The following is a 19,270-nucleotide window of genomic DNA, read 5'->3' as shown; positions in this document are numbered from 1 at the left end:
CTCAGTCCGCGGTTCGCGGTTGGCCCGACGGCGCGATCGCGCCGCTTTGCTGGACGATGTCGAAGGCAGTCATCACGTCGGTCCGCGAGATCAGCCCGACGAGATCGTCGTCGTCTTCGCGCGGCGTCTCGCCGCGCGAACGGTCAGCGGAACGATGTTCCGCGCTATCGACGACGAGTAGCCGACCGATATCGTGCTCTCGCATCCGCTCGATCGCGGTCATGGCGTCCGAATCCGGCGAAATCGTCTGCAGGTCCCGCGTCATCACGTCTTCGACGGTGTAGGCGTCCCGTTCGACCGGCTCGATCTCGCGGGCGTCGCTCAGCGTCACGAGCCCGACGAGGCGCTCGCCCTCGAACGCGTTCGTGTCGATAACCGGATAGCCAGTGTGGCGCTCCCTGAACATCCGCTGGATCAACGTCGAGACCGTCGTGTCGGGTTCGACGGTGTGGAGTTCACTCGCCGGCGTCATGATGTCGCCGACGGTGACGTCCTGAAAGGCCGCCTTCATCGTCACCTGCTGGGCCTCGCTCGAGGCGGCGATGTAGACGAAGAAGGCGACGCCGATCAGGAGCGGGTTGAACGTAACGAACAGTCCGAACAGCCCCATGCCGACCGCGAAGAGTTTGCCGATGCTTGCGGCTTGTTGCGTCGCCCGCGCGTACGGTTGGCTGCGGGCCAGCAGCGCTCGCAGCACTCGTCCGCCGTCCATCGGGAACGCGGGCACCATGTTGAAGATGGCGAGGGCGACGTTCAACACGGCCAGGTAGCCGAGGACGAACCGCGCGCCGTTGAGACTCGCAGGGGTGACGGCGAAAAGCAGGTACGATCCGACGCCGACCAGCACGCTGACGATCGGGCCGGCGACGGCGATGTTGAGTTCCTGTCGCCAATCTTCAGGCATCTCCGAGAACGCGGCGATCCCGCCGAACAGCCAGAGCGTGATCGATTCGATCGGAAACCCGTACCGCTGGGCGGTCAGCGAGTGGCCGAGTTCGTGGAGCACGACGCCGACGAACAGGCCGACCGCGGCGGCTAACCCGAGCAACCACGGTGTCACGCCGCTGGTGATCGCGCCGACATCGATTCCGGCCGACAATCCATCGTTCAGTATCGTCGCGACGCCCTCGATCTGGGCCCCGATGAGATACGCGAACAGCGGGAGCACTAGCAGGAACGTCAGGTCCAGTTTGATCGGGATCCCGAACAGGGAGCCGATCCGAAAACTCCTCATGGGAACCTGTTTCGGCGGCGGAACCTTAAACACGCCGCCGAGGGGCGGGCTCGACCGCGAATACGTGTGCCCGAATCGTGCTCGCCGTCGCTGCCGCCGTTCGTCTGTGGCATATATACACAATAATATCTACTAGCGTATATATACCCACTCGACCATAGACTTATACACGAGTTCGTGGTCGCTGTTCGTATGATGCTCCAAGACGCGCACCCGACCGACCGACTCAACCAGTTGCCGACCGAACTCGACTCCGCCCAGAGCAAGCTCGTCTACCTCACCCTCGAGGCGACTGGCGGCGCGACGACCGCGGACTTGAGCCGGCTGCTGAACATGCAGAAACTCACGATTCTGAGCGTGCTCTCCTCGCTCGAGAGCGAGGCGCTGATCGAACAGTCCGGCTCCGAATACGTCCCCGCGAACTGAGTGCCGGGTGCGGTCAGTCACCAACCGCCCGCGGAACCGACTCGACGCGGCGCTTCGAAGCCTTTATCCGCTCGGTGGGCTTCCGTTTTCGTAAGTAACCACCATGTCCGACAAACCTGCCTCCATGTACCGGGAGATCAGTAAGCCGGCCTACACGCGCCGCGAGTACATTACTGGCATCCCCGGATCGAAGATCGCACAGCACGATATGGGCGACGCTCAGGCGGACGCCGAGGACTACCCCGTCCAGATCAGCCTGATCACCGAAGAAGAGGTCCAGATCCGTCACGGAAGCCTCGAGGCCTCGCGCCTCTCGGCGAACCGTCACATGCTGAAAAACGCCGGCGAGAACAACTACAAGATGGTCCTGCGAAAGTTCCCCCACCAGGTCATTCGGGAGAACAAGCAGGCGACGGGTGCGGGTGCAGACCGTGTCTCCGACGGGATGCGACAGGCCTTCGGGAAGATCGTCGGCACCGCCGCACGTATCGACGCTGGCGAGCGCATCTTCACCATCTGGTGTGACGTCGACGACGCCGAGTTCGCCAAGGACGCGCTTCGACGCTCCTACAACAAGATCTCGCCGCCGTGTCGCGTCGTCGTCGAGCGTGGCGAAGAACAGCTGATTGCATAAAACGAAGATTTTGCGCTGCGGGTGCGCCCACGGCGCACCCTCGGCAAAAATTCGATTAAAAGCACCGGAAGACGCTTCGCGTCTTCCGAGCCTTCGTTCGCTTCGCTCACGAAGACACTCCTCCCTCCGTTCACTCGCTTCTGAGCGGCGCTTCGCGCCGCTCAATCACTCGTTCACATCAGTCGCCGGCCCGCTCGTTCGTGCCTTCGGCACTCACTCGCGGTCAGTAACGGGGTGACGGCCTGCCCTCCCCCGGGTCGCGGGCACCTCGCAGCGCTCGGTACCCGCACCCGGCCACTCCGTCTCGAGTTTAGATTGCTGTCTCGAGCACCTTTTTGCCCATCTATTCCCGAGTACCGGTATGATCGATCTCGCGGTCGCAAACGACCAGGAGACCTTCGAGCGGATGGGGGAGCCGCTGGCCGAGCGGGGGATACAGGTTCATCATGTGCCCGTGCGCGAGCGCACGGTTGCGCTCGAGGAGCCGCCGTGGGAGCCCGACGAGTACGATGTTGGCTTCGTTTACCCGGGCCGGCTCATGGAGGGCGGGGTCGCTGACGCCTTGCTTGCGGTGCCGTGGCTCAACGACCACGAGACGGTGCTGACCTCGCGGAACAAGGCCGAGGTGCTGGCGCGACTCGGACGGGCCGAGCTGCCGGTGCCGAAATCGGTCTATGTCTCTAACGACGTCGGAGAGGCCGAATTGGCTGCCGTCTTCGAGCGGTTCGAGCCACCGGTCGTCGTCAAACCGAACTCGACGACGCGGGGTGTCGGCGTCGCGAAGGCCCACGATCTGGACTCGTTTCTGGGTATTTGTGACTACCTCGCGCTGGTCCACGACTACCGAGCGACGGGAGATCAGTCGTTTCTCGTCCAAGAGTACCTCCCGAACGCGACCGACTACCGGGTGATGGTTCTCGAGGGAGAGTACGTCGGCGCGGTCGAGCGCCGGCTACCCGACGCGGCGGTGAGCGAGGGCCAGTGGAAGCACAACGTCCACCGCGGGGCGGAGGCGACGGGCGTCGAGTTGCCCGAGGAGTACCGCGAGTTGGCCGAGCGAGTCGCAACGGAACTCGAGATCCCGTTCCTCGGCGTCGACTTACTCGAGACTGACGATCGACTGGTGGTCAACGAGACGAACGCGCGGCCGACGATCGACGAGGAGACGAAGTACGAATCGGACTTCTACGAGCGGCTGGCGGCCGCGATACGTACAGCTGCGGGAAACGCGTAGTCGGGAAAACGACGACCGCGACGGCCCGATTATTCGAGGCTGATGTCCGAGGATTGTTCGGCGCGATCGAAGACGACTTCGAGGACGCCGTTGTTGTAGGTCGCGGCCGCGGTGTGTTCGTTGACGCGGGTCGGCAGGGAGACACGCTCGTCGTACTGGCGGTGTTCGCTTTCGGCGGAGATAGTTAGGGTCTTGCCGTCGCACTCGAGTTCGATGTTGTCCTTCTCGACGCCGGGGAGGTCCGCGACCACGCGGACCTCGTCGTCGGTCTCGTGGATGTCGACGTGGGTGTCCATCCCGAAGCCGTTGTCGACGTTGCTCGAGGAGTCGAAATTGACGTTGCCGTCCGCGCCGTTCATCATCTCGTTCATCATTCGTTCGATTTCGCGGAACAGATCGTCGAAGGGTTCGTCGCGGTCGTCTCGGCGCATGGGGGTGTCTAGGATATCGCGTGGCAAAAACTTTCTGTCGTTGCTATAGGATCCGAGAACCGTCGTTGCGGTCCGTGACGTTCGGACGAGGCGTTTTCCCGTCTCTCGGCTCGAGCGACCGAAAACGTGCCCAGAAGATCGAGTCGAACGGGGACGGGAACGAGGCTACGAAGATCGCTCGAGTCCGGTTCTACAGCCCGATGCCGAGCGAGTCGTTGGTCGTCTCGATGCTCTCTTCGGCGTCTGCACTACCGGTCACGGCACGGATAGCGTCGACGTTCTCCGGCACCACGTCGCTCTCTTGGTGGATGCCCTGGAACAGGTAGAAGTCCCGCCCTTCCGTCGAGATAGACTCCTCCCAGATACAGTTCTCCCAGATGTCGCCCCGCGGCCGACCCGCGTCGAGGGCGTACTCCTTGAGTTTGCCGCTGCCGTCGATGTCCATCCGTTCGGGGATCAGGAACAGCCGCGATTCGTCGGCGAACAGGTCGCGGACCGCGGCGGCGTCGACCTCCTCCTCGAGCGTGACGTTGAGGCTGTGCATGTGCATCAGCGTCGCGGGCACCTTCATCCCGAGCGTGTCGATGTCCAGATCCGGGAAGATGGTCTCGACGTCCGGACCGTGGTGGGACGGGATGGTCACTGGGTTCGGCAGAATGTCGTTGATCGGGCCGCGGTCGGTCTGTCCGGGGTCGCCGCCGCGCCGGACCAGCGTCGCGCGGACCTTCTCGACGCCGTACTCCTCGCGTAGCGGCGCAATAACTCGGGAGAGGCCGGTCGTGTTACAGGAGACGACGCGCACGTGGTCGGCGTCGACGGCGTTCTCGAAGTTCGAGCGCGCGTTGAAACTCACATCGACGAGGTCGGCGTCCTCGCCGCCCTGATAGAGCGCGGGCGTGTCGTACTCCTCGTAGAGTTCCTTGTTCTTGGCCCCGATGCCGGACGGTGTGGCGTCGACGACAACGTCGGCGTCGGCCACGAGGTCGTCGACCGGCCCGGCGATCTCGAGGCCGGCTTCGGCGAACAGTTCCTCGCGTTCCTCGACGGCCGCGTAGAGGGGGAACCCCTTGTCGACGGCCGTCTCGGCCTCGAAATTCGGGCGCGTCTTCGCGACGCCCAGCACCTCCATGTCGGGCTGCTGTCGGACGGCGTCCGCGACGCGCTTGCCGATCGTGCCGTAGCCGTTGATGGCGACCTGTTGCATATACCCGGGAGTGACTCACCGAGCGGGATAATCGTTTCGAGGCCTCTCAGCCGATATTCACTCGAATCGAAGTTCTCAATCGATCTCGAGGCCGATCTCGGGACGCAGTCACACGGGCCTCGCGCCGACGACTCGAGTCGCGAGCCGCCGGCCCCACCCGTCGTTGCCGGCGAAACCGCCAGACCGCCCCCGATCGCGACCGAGGGCAAGACATATCGGCCCGCTGGCCGCAGACGCACGTATGACAGCACTTCGAGCCGCGGCGGAGACGGCGGTCCGCCAGTGTCTGAATCTTGAGACAAGGGAGTCGTGTGCGGTCGTGACGGATGACAAACGCGAACCGATCGGCGAGGCGATCTACGAGGTTGCGAGCGAGATCACCGACGACGCTGTGATCGTTCGCTACCCGCCGGGCGAGACCCACGGTAGCGAGCCGCCGGCACCCGTCGCGGCCGCGATGGCCGGTGCCGACGTGGTGCTCGCGCCGACGACCAAGAGCCTGAGCCATACTCGCGCCCGGACCGAGGCCAACGAGGCCGGTGCGCGAGTCGCGACGCTACCGGGGATCACCGAAGACGTCTTTACGACCGGGCTGGCGGCGGATTACGAGTCGATCGCGGCCCACTGTGAGGCGGTCCGCGAGCAGGTCGACGACGCCGACGAGATCCGCGTGACGACCGACGCCGGAACCGACATCACGTTCGGCGTCGGGGGTCGCGAGTGGCTCTCCGATACCGGCATCGTCCACGAGCCCGGAGAGATGTCGAACCTCCCCGCTGGCGAGGTCTTCATCAGCCCGGAAACCGCCGACGGCACCTTCGTCGTCGACGGGACGATGCGGCCCCACGGGCTGCTCGCGGACGGCCACCGGCTCACCTTCGAGGTCGAGGACGGCCTCGTCACGCACATTTCGGACGACGAGATTCGCGAGACGGTTGAGAACGCGACCGAAGACGTGGGCGACGCCGCGTACAATCTCGCGGAACTCGGCATCGGCACGAACGTCGCCGTCACCGAACTCGTCGGCTCGGTCCTGTTAGACGAGAAGGCGGCCGGCACCGTCCACATCGCCATCGGTGACAACGCGGGGATCGGCGGCGAGACGGAAGCGCCGATCCACCTCGACGGTATCCTCCGTGAGCCGACGGTCTTCGCCGACGGAAGCCCGATCGAACTGCCGACGCCGGACTCGGACTGATCGGAACGCGTTCTCTCTCCTTTCCTGTTTCTCCCGTGTTTTGCCGGTCTCGAGCCGGAAGTCCCCGTCTGGGCTCGAATAACACGTCAGTATTCCTGTCTAAACCTAGTGGATTCAAGTACGGTTACTGTCTGCGTAAGAACGATGAGCGACACTCGAGCGTACGATATCGAGGGTATCGAACTCACGGACGATCGCTACACGGTCGAACAGGGCTTTATTCGGAACAAGTACCGAGCGCTCGATCCCGACGGCAACGTCGTGCTCCGTGGGAAACAGAAGATGTTGAAGATGAAAGAGGAGTTCCCCTTCGTGGACGCCGACGGCGAGGAAGTGTTCACGGTCAAAGCCGGTGGCATCATCGACGTGGCGGGGAACTACGTCCTCACGGACGCCCGAACTGGCGAGGATCTGATCATTCTGGACAACGACTACTCGCTGCTCCAGGACACGTGGAAGATCCGCGACGCGACCACCGAGGAGAAACTGGCCGAGATCAACTCCCGTGGCACGATGGTGACGCTGGCCAGGAATATCGTTCCGTTCGGGGGCTGGATTCCCCACAAGTACGAGATCACGGATCAGACGGGCGATCACGTCGGTTCGATCGACGGCCAGTTCTCACTGCGGGATCGCTACGAAATCGTCATCGACGACGCCAGTTCCGTCCCGAAAGAGCCCATCGTCGCCGCGGCGATGGTTATCGACGCGATTCAGGGGAATTAACGTCGGTTCACGCCGTATTCACCTCGAACCCGGTGCAGTCGGCCGGTTCGATCCAGCGGCGGGAAACGGGTGCGGCGACGACGGCTTCAATCGGCTTTTAGGTACGTAGCCGCTACGTGGGCTATGAGCGAAATCCCGGATCGGGTTCCGACGCCCTGTCCTTCGTGCTCGCCGGACCTCGAGACGGTCCACGAGGTACTCACGGAAGGCGGCGGTACCCTCACCGTTCGGTGTAGCGAGTGTAGTCACGTCCACAAAGTCCAGCCCGACCGCGAGAGCGAAGTCACCCTCGACGTCGTCGTCTCGCAGGGCGGCGAGTCCTTTACGGCGAACGTCACCACGCCCGAAGGCGAGACGATCGAAGTCGGCGACGAGTTCATCCTCGAGACGGAAGAAGTGCTCTCGACGGTTCGCGTAACGAGCGTCGAACTCGACGGCCAGAAGCGAGTCGAGGAGGCTCCCGTCGGCGAGATCGAAACCGTCTGGACCCGCGAGGTCGACAACGTCGGCGTCAACGTTACCGTCCATCCCCAAGACGGCTCGAAAGACGACAGCCGGAGCATCACCGTCCACGTCCCCGGCGACTACGAGTTCGAGGTCGGCGCGGTCGAATCCTTCGGCGACGACGAGTTCGAGATCGATGCCTTCGTCGTCCGCGGCGACGCCGAGGGCTACCGCCGAGACCGCTTCGACGTGGAGGGCGATACCGCCTTCGCGAAGGACGTCAAGCGCGTCTACGCCTACGACGAGCAGAGCAGCGCCTGGTCGGCGTGGTAAGCGGTTCCGCTGGTTTCTGACCGCACCCGTATTTGCCACCCGACACCATACGGTTCTCGAGCGCGTACTCCATCCCCATGTTCGACAGTTCCGACAGCGACGAGGCCCCACGCCAGCGGATGGTCGAGACCGTCGCGCCGCGTGTCGACGACGACCGCGTCCTCGCGGCACTCGAGGCGGTCCCGCGCCACGAGTTCGTTCCGCCCGATCGCCGGGACAGGGCTTACGCCGACCGGCCGCTGCCGATCGGCGACGGCCAGACGATCAGCGCGCCGCACATGGTTGCGATCATGGCCGATCTGCTCGCGGTCGCTCCCGGCGACGACGTCCTCGAGATCGGGACCGGCTGTGGCTATCACGCCGCGGTCACGGCGGAACTGGTCGGCGACGAGGGGGTCTACACCGTCGAGTACAGCGACGAACTGGCCCAGCGAGCCCGCGACCGGCTCGCGGACCTCGGCTACGACGGCGTCTCGGTCCGCGCCGGCGACGGCCGCGAGGGCTGGCCCGACCACGCGCCCTACGACGCGGCATACTTCACCTGTGCGACGTCTTCTTTTCCCGATCCCGTCGTCGAGCAGGTGGGAACCGGCGGCCAGCTGCTCGCGCCGATCGAGCGCGGGATCGGTAGTCAGAGACTCGTCAGCGCCACGAAGCGGGCGGACGGCTCCCTCGAGCGGACCGAACACGGCGGCGTTCGGTTCGTGGAGATGCGGGGATAGTCGGCGTTGCGAGGCTGCCGACTCGAGGCCCACTGTGGGTGACCGCGCAAGCGCGTCATTCATAACAGCCGCCCGGATAGCTGAGGTATGGACCCCGCGGTACTGCGAGAGGACATGGTCGACGGCCTCGAGTCCCCGCCGAGGGACATCCTCGCGGACGAGGACCTCGCCGTTGCAATGCGCGATGTGCCCCGCCACGCGTTCGTCGACGACGAGCGGACGGCCTACGCGGACCGCGACCACGAGGCCCTCGGCACCCGCGTCCTCGCGCCGCGGACGGTGGCGCGACTGCTGCAGGCGCTTGCCCTCGAGGACGACAACTCGGTGCTGATCGTCGGCGTCGGCGTCGGTTATACTGCCGCCGTGGCCGCCGAAATCGTCGGCGAGACCAACGTCCATGCCGTCGACATCTCCCGGCCGCTCGTCGTCGAAGCGCGGGGCAACCTCGCCGAAGCGGGCTACGATGGCGTCCTCGTCGACCGTCGCGACGGTGCCGACGGCCTGCCAGAATACGCGCCGTTCGATCGCATCCTCCTTGAGGCCGCCGCCGTCGATCCGCCCCGCGCACTGCTCGAGCAGTTGACCGACGGGGGACGACTGGTCTTTCCGCGCGGCACCCACCAACAGCGACTCGAGGCGGTCTCGGCCGACGGTGAGACTGACCACTTCGACGCCGTCTCGCTCGAGCCGCTGTTAGTCGAGGGCGAACAGTCGGGTGCCGTCGAGCGCAATCGGACGGCTCGAGAGGACCGCGAGCGGGCACAGCGACGCGCCGAGTCCCGCCGCGGCTGGGAACAGGACTGGATCGAGTGGGACGACGCGACCGACCAGCAGTCCCGGCGGAGCCGATCGCGGTAGCACGGCCGCTCTTCGACCACCGCAGGCCGCAACGACTGGCACTCGAGAGACACGAGTCTCGTCGAACGGATTTTCTCGAGAGCGGAGCACCCGCTCGTCTCGATAGTACTCGCCGCGGAGCGATGTGACTCGACGATATCGGTGCGTCGGAAGTGGGGGTGGGGGAAAGGGGGGTGGCGACAGTCTGTCTCAGATCGCCAGTTACGGGTACACACCGATGGGGGTTAAACGTAATTTCTAATCTTTTAGTGTCCATTGCAAGTAGATACTAATTACTTAGAGCCACCCGACTACGCTGCACCGGACCCGCGATCCGGTAGCTCTTCGGCTCCTGGGTGAGGGTGAGAGACATCGACGGGGTGCTCGAGAAACACCGCCGCAACCGTACGCCCTCGAAACGATGAAAGCGCTGCTTCTCGATTCGCCGGCACCTGTTCCCGGACTATTCAGTCGGACCGGCCGTCGAAGGCGACCGTCACCAGCTTCCGCTCGGCCGCCCGAAGGTGGTAGTGATACGTCGGCGGCGACACGCCGAGCGCCTCCGCGAGGTCCTCGCCGGTGCTCTCGCGGGGCCACTCGAAGAAGCCGCTGTAGTGAGCGGCCTGTAACGCCTCGAACTGTTTGTCGGTGAGCAGGTCCGCAAGATGGGTATCGAGCCGCCGTGCCGACCGCGTGTGCGTCGTCTCCCGTTTCGCCACGAGTTCCGTCTCGGGATACGCTTCCTCGATGGCCTCGACCAGCGACCGCGTCTCGACGCCCTGTGGCACCTCGAGGACCACCGTCGAGACGCCGTCTTCGGCCGTCGCCAGCCGCACCTGCACGTCGTAGGTCCGCAACACGTCGAGAAACGGCGTCGACGCGACCGTGAGTTCGTACAGCGTCTGTTCGTCACCCTCGGACACCACCGACAGCGTCTCGATCGACGCCCACGCCGACTCGAGGACGGCGACCGACGCAGTCGCCGGCGCGCTGACGAACAGCACGATTCCGTCCTCGCCGCGGTCGATGACGCCCTCGAGTGCGATCGGGTCCGACGTCTCGATGTGTGCCGACAGCCGGTTGAGCAGCAGCCGCGAGTCGCCGACGGCGAGTTCGAGTTCGAGCCGGCTGTCGGTCACCATCGCGCGCGTCCGCTCGACCGACCGGATCGCGTGCCCGATCGTCTCCCCGAGTTCAGTAAGCACCGCCCGCTCGCTCTCGCCGACCGAATCGGCCCCCGAGACGTGGACCACCAGCGCGCCGTACCGGCGGTCGTCGGCGAGCAGCGGCACCGCGAGAACCGTCTGATAGCCGTAGGTCAGCGCCGCTTTGCGCCGGGACTGCCAGTGGTCGGCCTCGAGGACGTCACGTACCAGCTGTCCCTGTCCTGTCTCGAGGGTCTCGCGAGCCAGCGCAACCTCGGGTGCACGATCGGCGTCGTCGCGGATCCGGTCGATGTAGGCCGCGTCGACCCCAGACCACGCGGTCGGCGCGGGCGGGTCGTCGTCGCTTGCGGCGATCCAGGCGAAGCGATACCGGTCCGTCTCGGCGAGGCGATTACATACGGTCTCCTCGATTTCCGCGCGCGTCGACGCCTGCGCGACCCCGTGGTTGATCTCCCGGACGATCTCGTTGGTGTGGTTGAGACGCGTCAGCTCCTCGTTTTTCTCGGTGAGCGTGCGGTCGTGATCCCGAAGCAACTGCTCACGTTCGGCCCGATCCAGCGCGGCCTCGGTGTTCGCCGCCAGAATGTGCAACAGTTCGATCATCGTCTCGTCGAACCCGTCGACCGCCGCACGGCCCGCAACCAGCACGCCGTGGGTCCCGAGCGGGACGATCAGTTCGCTCCGGTTCGGCGTCTCGGCGGACTCGAGGCCGTCCCCTCGAGGCACCGACGCCCCCGCGCGCTCCTCGCAGTGGACGTTCTCGTAGTAGGCGCTTTCGCCCTCCGAAAACACCGCCCAGACCAAGCCGTCGCCCCGATCGAAGGTCTGCTTCGGATCGCCCAACTCGGGGGACCGCGCCGTCGACGCCGCGTGCTCGAGGCGGCCGTCCGTCGGCTCGAACGCATAGGTCGCGGCGACCGCCACGTCGAGGAGTTCCGCCGCCGTCTCGACCGCCGACCGGTAGATTTCGTCTTTGGTTTCCGCCCGCATCAGGTCCCGCGTCGTCTCGTGTAACGCCGTCAGCGTCCGCTCGTAGCGGCGCTCGCTCTCGCGGAGTTCCGTCTCTGTCCGATACTGCGCGACCGCGTTCGTGATTTGGTTCGCCAGCAACGCGTACTGCTTTTTGCCCGACTCCTTCTGCAGGTACTGGGTCACACCCGCCGCGATCGCCTCGCTGGCGATTTCTTCCGATCCCCGTCCCGTAAACAGGATGAAGGGCAGATCAGGGTCGTCCTCGCGAACCCGCCCTAGCAACTCGAGGCCGGTCAGCTCCGGCATCTCGTAATCGCTGACGATACAGTCGATGTCGCGACGTTCAACCGCGGCGAGTGCTGCCGCGCCGTCGGTCGCCGTCTCAGCGACGATCGACTCGCGCTCGCGCTCGAGCATCTCTCCGGCGAGATCTGCGAAGCCGGGTTCATTGTCGACGACGAGTACGGTGATCCGTTCCGTCATTGTCTAAATACCCACGCTACCGTTTCCTGACGCACTGATGAGGAACAACTAAACAATTAGCATTCGACTGTTGCTCGTTCGAATTACCTAGCGGTCTTATTTGAACTGGATTCGGAAGAGCACGGAATGCAGCCGTTGAATTCGTAGTCCGACGCCCAGTTTATCGATGGATGGTCTATTTCGGACTCGAACCGAAGTTCCATCCTCTGTTCCGTTGCGTCGGCTGCACGGATCCAGTAAAACTGCTCGTTTTTGGGATAATAGATCAGAAACCCGTCGATCGATCCGTGATAGGTCTCCTCGTGGTAGGTTCCGTCTTTCGTCGTCTGTGAGTGCGTGTTGAATCGGAGCGTTTCCGGTTTATTCGACCACCCTGTTTTGCACTGAATCCGATAGAGTTCGGTTCCATCGTCGACGGTTAGGTCGTATTTGTCGTTATCGCCGAACGGAATCGAGACGCTGTAACCAGCTGCGATGAGTTCGGAAATCGCTCTCGCTTCGGTTTCGTCGCCAACCGCTTTCGAATTTCGCATACCGTGAGGAGCCGCGTGATCCGGTAAGAACAATTGGGTGAGGAGACTGTCGTAGTGCCATTCCCTTGGATGCGTTTTTTGTTGAAAGCAACAGCCTGCTTCGCTTCCGGGCCTGTTTCCGTCTTCGTACCGACATACGCAGTACTCGCCGACTTGGTCTTCGGGGCCGTGGTGAATCGCCAGACGGTGCTTGATTTCACTGGTTCACGGCCTGCGTGATGTTGTAAACTGCACACATCAAGACGAGTTCTCGAAATTCGCCGTACCAGGTTCGCGCACGCACGGCGTCGCCGAGCGTGCGCTTGATCGTCGAGAAGACGGTCTCACACAGCGCTCGTTGACGGTATTGAGGCCCATCGATCCGCGCGTTATGCGCGTGATCGATGGGCCGGAACTCGCGGTGTTTAATCAGCGGTCTTACGCCCTCTTCGCGGAGTTTCTCGCGCAAATCCATCCAGTCGTACCCTTTGTCGGCGGCGAGGCTGGCAAGGTCGCCCGCGTTGCGGAGGGCGACCTGCCAGCCGAGCTGCGTATCGTGCGTTTTCTCGGTCGTACAGTGAACGTCCAGAATCGCGTGACTCTCTGTGTCCACGAGAGCGGTTGTTTTGAGCGTCTTAACCCGGTAATTCGTCCGCCGACAGTAGTGTTTGCTGGCGTTTTCGCGGTCGAAGAACGTCGCGTCGATAGCAGCGTGTTCGCTCGGGTCGTGCAGCTGCGCCGACAGGCGCAGCAGCACTCGCCAGAGAGCTGTCTTGATCCTGTCAAACCACTTCACTAGCGTCGAGTGATGTGGGAGATCGGCCGCATCGAGGCCGATCTCCCCGAGAATATGTGGCATCTCGCTCAGCAAATCAAGTGCTTCTCGGTAGGATTTTTCCAGGTAAACCCGCAGACAGTGCAGCGACACAACCGCATATTCGGCGAAGCCGCCACCCCCTTCGGGGGCGGCGACTTCGCCTCGGTCACCAACAGCATTTTTAGCTAACTGAACGACTTTGCTCGTGAAGCGGGAAATTTTCGACATGGACATCGACGGTTTCCCGCTTCATCTTTCTAGTTCTGACGGTTGAAGCCGACGCCGTACAGCGATTCACCAGAGCCGATAATTGGGATGTCCAAAGACGAGCGGATACGTTTAGTATCGCCGGTAGATCCTCAAACCACGCTTCCGGCCACTCTGATTAAGCTCTCGGCCGCCATCCACGCAAGTAAGCAACACTGATTCCACCAGCAATCCCACTAAACGGAAGGGCAAGTGTCCGAACGACGAGGACCGCTGCCGTCGCCGCCGTATTGGGAATGCCTGCGACGACGACGAGCGCCCCGGCGAGCAGCAGATCATACGCGCCAACGCTGCCTGGAATCGGAACCACACTGGCAACCTGTGGGAGGGGAATGATGACGAGAATTGGGAGGAAGACGGTGTTGACACCGAGGCCGGCAAGGGCGACCCAGAGCATAGCTGCAGTCAAGAACTGTTCAATAAGGCCTCCGACCGCGATGAGAGCAAGCAGACTAGGCGTCTCCTGAAAGCCAACGATTCGTTGCCAATACTGGTCAACACCAGCCGCGACAAACGCTCGGTCATGTGGTTGTTCTCGATAGAGCCCCGATATCCGAGAGACAACTGGCGTAAGCATACTACGACGCTCTTCGAGAGATGATTTCGGGTCCGGAGAATCACACCGCCAAACAAGATGAGACCAGCAATAGTAAGACCGAACGTTACCAGGATGGGAGTCGCATCGGGCGTTCCAATAAGAATGAATAGCCCGAGTCCAGCAGAAAAAACGACCTGTGTACCTGCTTTCACGTATTTTGCGGTTGAGCGGACACCGAGTGCCTCGGAATAACCCGTGTCCGTGGCAACGCTGAAAAACCGAGCCATGATCGGTTCCGAACTGACCGGACCCGCCGGGCTGAGTGTATCAAAAAAGTCACCGGCAAGTGCGAATTGGACGCTTTTACCGGGCGAGATGCCATCTCCGAGCGGAGCGATCGATGCCCAGACCCCGATTGCATCCGATAAGCCCTCCAGAACGACGAGAAGAATGATTATTCCGAGGGCCCACGGTGCAACAGCGATCGCCCGGTTGAGAACCGTCTCGGCACCGACTGTATAAAGATACCCAGCTAAGAGCACACCACCTGCACCAACACCAATGAGGAATCGAAGTCCTCGTCGCACAGTTTAGAGCCTCGCTGTTCCGGGGCGGCATAGTGGTAAGACGGACTCTGTGTGAGCTACTGCTCGAAACCAAGGGTCATGAGTACTGTTGATATTCAGACGATTGGAATCAACAGACTTGAACGGTTCCATCGAAAGGTGACTGTCGTTCCGTCAATCAGCGATTGATTTTCTCAAGCGCGACCAGTTTGGCTGTACGCGAATCCCTGCGAAAACCACACCCTCATTCAAGCATCGAACGAAAGCCAAGAATGTGTCCGTTCGACCAGTAACCGTCTCGCCGTCGTGGCCGTCGTGACTGACGCCCACGGATGGGAGGTCGAGATTTGTGACGTGCACGGTGGCGGTGTTCGATTCGAGTTTACCGGCATCGAAGCTCCATAAGAGGTCCTCCGTGGCATGGAGCAAAACGACGCCGCAACGCCCAGCAAAGATATACGCCTCACACTCGTACTCCATGTGAGAACTAAATGGATAGGATGGGTGCAGCCGTTCGTTCTGAAGAATTCTACCAGACGCTCGTCGAAAACGCAGCGGAGGGGATGCTGACGATCGACGAGAACAGCGACATCGTCTACGCGAATCCGGCCGTCGAAGACATTCTGGGCTACTCACAGGAGGAACTGATCGGGAGTTCGAAGATGAAGATCATCCCCGAACGGCTCCAGCCAGTGCATGCGGCTGCGCTCGATTCCTACGTCGAATCCGGCGACAAGAACATCGACTGGGACGGGATGGAGCTGCCCGCCCTCCACAAAGACGGCCACGAGGTCCCGACGCTGATCAGCCTACGAGAACACGAACACGATGGCGAGCGGTACTTCACGGGCATCATCCGCGACATCACCGAACGTCGAGAACGAGAAGAGCGCCTCCGCGACCAGAAGGATCGGCTCGACGAGTTCTCGGAGATCCTCACGCACGACATTCGGAATCCGCTATCCGTGGCGCGCGGCCATGCTGAACTCGCCCAGGAGCAACACGACATCCCGGAGATCGACCGGATCGCGGAGTCGCTCGAACGCATCGACGCACTCGTTGACGACGTGGCCGAGCTGACGAAAGACGGCGAAGCGATCGGCAGCACTGAACTGGTCGATGTCGAGACGGTCGTCAGGGAGGCGTGGCGAAACGTCTCCACTGGCGATGCCGAGCTCTGTATCGGCACTGAAGTCGGGTCGATCGAGGCCGACGAAAGTCGCCTACACGGACTATTCGAGAATCTGTTCAACAACGCTATCGAGCACGTCGGTGAGGACGTAACCCTGCGCGTCGGTCGCTTCTCCGATGCAGACGGTCTCTACGTCGAAGACAACGGGCCAGGCATTCCAGAGGCGATTCGGGACGACATCTTCGAGTACGGCTACTCGACGAGTGAGGACGGAACCGGGTACGGGCTCTCCATCGTGAAGCAGATCGTTGACGGCCACGGGTGGGACATCTCTATCACCGAGAGCGATGCCGGCGGAGCACGATTCGAGATCACCGGCATCGAGTTTCAATAGAATCGGAAGACCAGTAGCACGACATTCATCCGTTTACTGGCACCACTGGTACTTGGAATGGTTCCCGCATCTTCATTCTATTTTTGGAACCAAACTGCAGGAATCCAATCGACATTTCATAGTTTGGAAGATTTGCAGTAGTTTCACGCCATTCAACTTGACTCGGCAACAGGATTCATATACCGAGGCTAACCACTGGTGAACATGTTCGAATCAGGAGAAATACGAGAGTTTGACGATCTCAGTTTCTCTCCACGGGCGGATTCTATCCATGCGTTGCACGTGGACGACGACGGTTCGTTCGTCGAGTTGGTTGCTACCTTCCTCGAACGAGAACGGGACGACATTCAGATTTCGACTGAAACGAGCGTCGATGACGGAATGCAGGTTTTGGAGTGCAACGAGATCGACTGTGTCATCAGCGACTACGAGATGCCCGAACAGGACGGACTGGACTTTCTCGAACGCGTCAGAGGTGACTATCCGGATCTCCCGTTCATTCTCTTCACTGGCAAAGGAGACGAGGAGATCGCAAGCGAAGCGATCACCGCCGGCGTGACTGACTATCTGCAGAAGGGAACAGGAACGGATCAGTACACTGTCCTGGCAAACCGCGTCGAAAACCTGGTCGAGAAGTACAGAGCGGAACAGGAGGTCTTTCGTGGATTTCAGGCGCTAGAATCGGCCCAGGAGGGAATCGGAATCCTCGACGAGAACGGTGAATACGTCTATCTGAATCAGGCCTACGCCGACGTGTACTGTACCGAACGCGAAGACATCCTCGGGGCACACTGGGAGTCGCTGTACCCCGACGAAGAGGCCGCTCGCTTCCGTGACGAAATTCTTCCAGCGCTCGAATCCGAGGGATCGTGGAACGGCCAGTCGGTCGGTATCACGGCCGATGACGAGCGCGTGGTCGAGGAACTCAGCCTCACGCAATTGGGCGACGGTGGCCACGTCTGCGTCGTCCGTGATATCACGGATCGGCAGGCCCGCGAGAAGGCACTTCGGCGCGAGCAACGTTTTCTGGAAACCGCGCTCAACTCCCTCGACGACCTGTTCTATGTCTTCGACGACGATCTGAATTACGTTCGGTGGAACGACGAGTTCGAGGATGTCATTGGATATACGCCCGAAGAAATTCGAGAGTTATCGCCGATGGACTTGTTCGAGGGGGACACGAAGGCCGCGATCGAAGCCGAAATCGATCGGATTCTCAACGACGGCGAGCGAGTAGTGGTTGAAGGCGACCTTCTGACGAAGGAAGGCAAAACACTCCCCTACGAGTTCACCGGCATCCCCGTAGAGGACGATGGTGCGGTCATCGGTGTTGTCGGACTCGGCCGGAAGAATTCGTGACCGGCATGCATCGTCCGCACTGACTGCCTCGCATTGAGACACTCGGTACTGACTGACGCTGCCCTATTCCTCGAAGGCTGTTTGGTGGTTCAGTTCGCCGTTTGGGGGATAATCTCTATAATGTTGCTTCGACAAACAGTCACTGTGACGGGCTCTATTTCGGTACTTCACGTTGATGACGAGCCTGGCTTTGCGGAACTCACGGCAGAGTTCTTGGAGAAGGAAAGCGAGTCCCTCTCCGTCAACACCGAAACGAGTGCTGCGGATGCACTATGTAGTATCCTTCCTTCTCACTGGAATGGACATATTCATAGAGGACAGCCATAGCTTCAGAGACTCAAATTTAACTTATCAACACTTCGAATTACCGTTTCCTGCTCCCCGGTGAGATGGCATTACGCACGCGCTCTTGGAACACGATGGGTTTTGATTAGGTGTCCCGAATGTACTGCTCAAACCAAGATAAGAGCAGATATGCCGCCTGCTGTCCCGCTTCGATCTGCTCCCGTTGCTCTTGCGGTGTCACCGTTTCCGAGATCGGTGGGACATCGATCCGGATCGACATCGATTGTCCGGTGGGAACGATGTCCATCTCGTCTTCTACCGACGGCTCGTACCGTTCCACGAATGCATCCGCCTGATCTGCGGTGCCCGAAAACTGGAGGTCAACGTCACCTCGTCCCATCTTGTGGATAAGCTTGACATCGGTCGGAAGAGTTGACGGATCAAAGCGGACCCAGAGGTTCCCACCTGGTACGCCATCAGGGCGATCCATCCCCAGTTCGGGGTAGCGATCACGCGCGAGTTCCCAGTAGTAGCGGTGGAGCGACGTCACGTCTTCGTCCGGTTCCCGCGTGTAGCCGCGGCGGTTCTGCTCGATTGCCTCGTTCACCATCTCGGCTTTGAAGTCTGCACGGCGGGAGCCCCTATTCCAGAACCAGTCACGTACGGCTTCATAGGTCACAGTCGCGTCGACGACATCGGTCCTGTCCGTCCCAGCGACGTACGACTTGGGGGCGACTAATCCCGTGATGAACACATCCCACTCGTCCGCTGTTGCTTTCTTTCCTCGCTGTCGATACCGTTCGAGCTGCTCGTCCTGGAACGTCGCATTGATCTTATTCTCGATCAGAACGAGGTGTCGCGTCTCGTCGTGGTGCACTACGCCAAACTCGATGTCTGATTCGCCTAACTCTGAATCGGAAACTGAGTGCCAGACGCCGACAAAATCCTCGATCAGATCAGGAGATTGTCCAAGTTCCCGAAGCAACCATGTTCGGAACTCTGGGGTGGCGGCTAACTCTTCCACGAGTAGGAGGTCAATATCACGTTCTCGGACCGCTTTGAGCGACTGTGAATCGGCGCGCATGATCAAGCCATCACATGAATTGACCTTATTTCTATTCGCGTCAAAACGGGCAGTCACTGGTTCATTCGACAATCGAACGAAAGTAGAGAAGATGGTCGTTCGACCAACAATCGCCACGCTGTCGGTCGATTATTGCGCGTCAAATGGCTCTGGTGAATCGCCAGACAGCACGGACTTCGACCGTTAAATCTAGGAAGGTGAAGCGGGAAACCGCGGATGCTCTATGTCCAAAATCTCCCGCTTCACCGGGAAGGTCGTGACGTTGGCTAAAA

Annotated in this window: 19 protein-coding genes; 10 read left to right on the top strand and 9 right to left on the bottom strand. The window is 61.5% G+C overall.

Translation table 11 applies throughout. The annotated features are described in order from the left end of the window. Position 1: 1 nt before the first annotated feature. Positions 2-1,234 (bottom strand): site-2 protease family protein, encoded by a 1,233-nt coding sequence (locus ACJYUO_RS14200; protein ID WP_494346016.1) that lies wholly within the window; start codon positions 1,232-1,234, stop codon positions 2-4. A gap of 192 nt (positions 1,235-1,426) precedes the next feature. Here ACJYUO_RS14200 and ACJYUO_RS14195 point away from each other — a divergent pair, with 192 nt between their 5' ends. From ACJYUO_RS14195 to ACJYUO_RS14185, 3 genes are all read left to right on the top strand, one after another. Further along, positions 1,427-1,660: a MarR family transcriptional regulator gene (locus ACJYUO_RS14195; RefSeq protein WP_494346015.1), complete on the top strand. Its 234-nt coding sequence runs from the start codon at positions 1,427-1,429 to the stop codon at positions 1,658-1,660. Between the two features lie 103 nt (positions 1,661-1,763). After that, entirely contained in the window at positions 1,764-2,294 is a 531-nt protein-coding gene (locus ACJYUO_RS14190) for a 50S ribosomal protein L16 (protein WP_494346014.1), read from the top strand. Positions 2,295-2,655: 361 nt separating this feature from the next. Further along, positions 2,656-3,528: an ATP-grasp domain-containing protein gene (locus ACJYUO_RS14185; RefSeq protein WP_494346013.1), complete on the top strand. Its 873-nt coding sequence runs from the start codon at positions 2,656-2,658 to the stop codon at positions 3,526-3,528. Between the two features lie 29 nt (positions 3,529-3,557). Here ACJYUO_RS14185 and ACJYUO_RS14180 read toward each other — a convergent pair whose 3' ends face one another. Beyond that, positions 3,558-3,959 (bottom strand): Hsp20/alpha crystallin family protein, encoded by a 402-nt coding sequence (locus ACJYUO_RS14180; protein ID WP_494346012.1) that lies wholly within the window; start codon positions 3,957-3,959, stop codon positions 3,558-3,560. Between the two features lie 190 nt (positions 3,960-4,149). Next, a complete protein-coding gene (locus ACJYUO_RS14175) occupies positions 4,150-5,163 on the bottom strand; it encodes a type II glyceraldehyde-3-phosphate dehydrogenase (RefSeq protein WP_494346011.1) in 1,014 nt (337 codons plus the stop codon). A gap of 241 nt (positions 5,164-5,404) precedes the next feature. Here ACJYUO_RS14175 and ACJYUO_RS14170 point away from each other — a divergent pair, with 241 nt between their 5' ends. The 5 genes from ACJYUO_RS14170 (at position 5,405) to ACJYUO_RS14150 (ending at position 9,444) form a co-directional block, all read left to right on the top strand. Then, positions 5,405-6,361 carry an aminopeptidase gene (locus ACJYUO_RS14170; RefSeq protein WP_494346010.1) on the top strand — a complete coding sequence of 319 codons (957 nt, stop codon included), beginning with the start codon at positions 5,405-5,407 and terminating at the stop codon, positions 6,359-6,361. Between the two features lie 144 nt (positions 6,362-6,505). After that, positions 6,506-7,087, top strand: coding sequence for an LURP-one-related/scramblase family protein (locus ACJYUO_RS14165; RefSeq protein WP_494346009.1), 582 nt, complete (start codon positions 6,506-6,508; stop codon positions 7,085-7,087). Positions 7,088-7,210: 123 nt separating this feature from the next. Then, positions 7,211-7,864 (top strand): HVO_0476 family zinc finger protein, encoded by a 654-nt coding sequence (locus ACJYUO_RS14160; protein ID WP_494346008.1) that lies wholly within the window; start codon positions 7,211-7,213, stop codon positions 7,862-7,864. Between the two features lie 77 nt (positions 7,865-7,941). Continuing rightward, complete coding sequence (locus tag ACJYUO_RS14155) at positions 7,942-8,586, top strand: protein-L-isoaspartate(D-aspartate) O-methyltransferase (protein WP_494346007.1); 645 nt, start codon at positions 7,942-7,944, stop codon at positions 8,584-8,586. Between the two features lie 87 nt (positions 8,587-8,673). Next, positions 8,674-9,444 carry a protein-L-isoaspartate O-methyltransferase family protein gene (locus tag ACJYUO_RS14150; RefSeq protein WP_494346006.1) on the top strand — a complete coding sequence of 257 codons (771 nt, stop codon included), beginning with the start codon at positions 8,674-8,676 and terminating at the stop codon, positions 9,442-9,444. A gap of 446 nt (positions 9,445-9,890) precedes the next feature. Here ACJYUO_RS14150 and ACJYUO_RS14145 read toward each other — a convergent pair whose 3' ends face one another. The 5 genes from ACJYUO_RS14145 to ACJYUO_RS14125 all read right to left on the bottom strand — a co-directional run bounded on the left by ACJYUO_RS14145 (position 9,891) and on the right by ACJYUO_RS14125 (position 14,765). Continuing rightward, complete coding sequence (locus ACJYUO_RS14145; RefSeq protein ID WP_494346005.1) at positions 9,891-12,044, bottom strand: bacterio-opsin activator domain-containing protein; 2,154 nt, start codon at positions 12,042-12,044, stop codon at positions 9,891-9,893. A gap of 83 nt (positions 12,045-12,127) precedes the next feature. After that, positions 12,128-12,577, bottom strand: a complete 450-nt coding sequence (locus ACJYUO_RS14140) for a group I intron-associated PD-(D/E)XK endonuclease (RefSeq protein WP_494346004.1) — start codon at positions 12,575-12,577, stop codon at positions 12,128-12,130. A gap of 196 nt (positions 12,578-12,773) precedes the next feature. Next, on the bottom strand, positions 12,774-13,601 hold the full coding sequence (locus tag ACJYUO_RS14135) for an IS5 family transposase (RefSeq protein ID WP_494346467.1): 828 nt from the start codon (positions 13,599-13,601) through the stop codon (positions 12,774-12,776). 157 nt (positions 13,602-13,758) lie between these two features. Then, on the bottom strand, positions 13,759-14,061 hold the full coding sequence (locus tag ACJYUO_RS14130) for a hypothetical protein (RefSeq protein ID WP_494346466.1): 303 nt from the start codon (positions 14,059-14,061) through the stop codon (positions 13,759-13,761). Beyond that, positions 14,046-14,765, bottom strand: a complete 720-nt coding sequence (locus ACJYUO_RS14125) for a lysylphosphatidylglycerol synthase domain-containing protein (protein WP_494346003.1) — start codon at positions 14,763-14,765, stop codon at positions 14,046-14,048. Before ACJYUO_RS14125 ends, ACJYUO_RS14130 begins: the two co-directional genes overlap by 16 nt. 470 nt (positions 14,766-15,235) lie before the next feature. Between ACJYUO_RS14125 and ACJYUO_RS14120 the strand changes: the two genes are divergently transcribed. Both ACJYUO_RS14120 and ACJYUO_RS14115 read left to right on the top strand, forming a co-directional pair. Continuing rightward, positions 15,236-16,270, top strand: coding sequence for a two-component system sensor histidine kinase NtrB (locus tag ACJYUO_RS14120; protein WP_494346002.1), 1,035 nt, complete (start codon positions 15,236-15,238; stop codon positions 16,268-16,270). A 282-nt stretch (positions 16,271-16,552) separates the two neighbouring features. Then, positions 16,553-17,629 (top strand): PAS domain-containing protein, encoded by a 1,077-nt coding sequence (locus ACJYUO_RS14115; protein ID WP_494346001.1) that lies wholly within the window; start codon positions 16,553-16,555, stop codon positions 17,627-17,629. Between the two features lie 430 nt (positions 17,630-18,059). Here ACJYUO_RS14115 and ACJYUO_RS14110 read toward each other — a convergent pair whose 3' ends face one another. Next, on the bottom strand, positions 18,060-18,998 hold the full coding sequence (locus ACJYUO_RS14110) for a PD-(D/E)XK nuclease family protein (protein WP_494346000.1): 939 nt from the start codon (positions 18,996-18,998) through the stop codon (positions 18,060-18,062). Positions 18,999-19,270 lie beyond the last annotated feature (272 nt).

The organism is Natrinema sp. CRL1 (genome assembly GCF_059162405.1).
This window is presented reverse-complemented; position numbering and strand designations above follow the sequence as displayed.